The organism is Pseudomonas sp. PA-4-8C, from assembly GCF_021606625.1.
Classification (GTDB): domain Bacteria; phylum Pseudomonadota; class Gammaproteobacteria; order Pseudomonadales; family Pseudomonadaceae; genus Aquipseudomonas; species Aquipseudomonas lactis.
Window position 1 is genome coordinate 1 of sequence record NZ_WKCD01000594.1, and the last position, 581, is coordinate 581.

The following is a 581-nucleotide window of genomic DNA, read 5'->3' on the forward strand; positions in this document are numbered from 1 at the left end:
GTATAGAGTATTCACGCAATGTCGAAAAAGTAGCCATGACGACCATGCGAAGTCATTAGGTTTCGCGTCATGGGTCGCAATGCAAAGTCGAGACTATTGCTCATTTCGACTAGTTGATGTAAGGGCATGGTTGGTGCCAGCCATTCAGCACAAGCAAATTGTTTTTTTCTTCGATACCTTCGATACCCCTATCGGTTATGTGACTTGGGCGCATCTTGCTGCCGACGCGGAGAATCGGCTTTTAGAGGACTCGGAATTTTTGCTTCATGAATCCGAATGGGACGAAGGAAGCAGAACCTGGATAATAGATTGTTGTTTTCCGTTTGGCGATGCGGCCTTCGCCAAGGCAGAGCTTAGAAAAATATTCATAAGTCAAAGTATAGATGAGGTTTTTTGGGCACGGAGGAACCTTAACTACTCAGTCCGAAAGATAGTGAGGTGGGTTGTTTAGTTAATGGTTTAGATTCTGATGGCAGGTGCTGAAAAAGTATCTTAAGTCATGAGAGCTGCATAACAAGTTATGCTGAGTTCGATAAGGTATATGTTTAGTTTGTCTGCGTTTTCATGGTGCGGGTCTGGAG

General features: G+C 44.2%; 1 protein-coding gene. It reads left to right on the top strand.

The window, feature by feature from the left end; all coding sequences use genetic code 11:
- The coding region (locus tag GIW04_RS31180; RefSeq protein WP_236479676.1) for a toxin-activating lysine-acyltransferase at nucleotides 1-451 on the top strand (451 nt) is incomplete at its 5' end.
- Nucleotides 452-581: the final 130 nt, after the last annotated feature.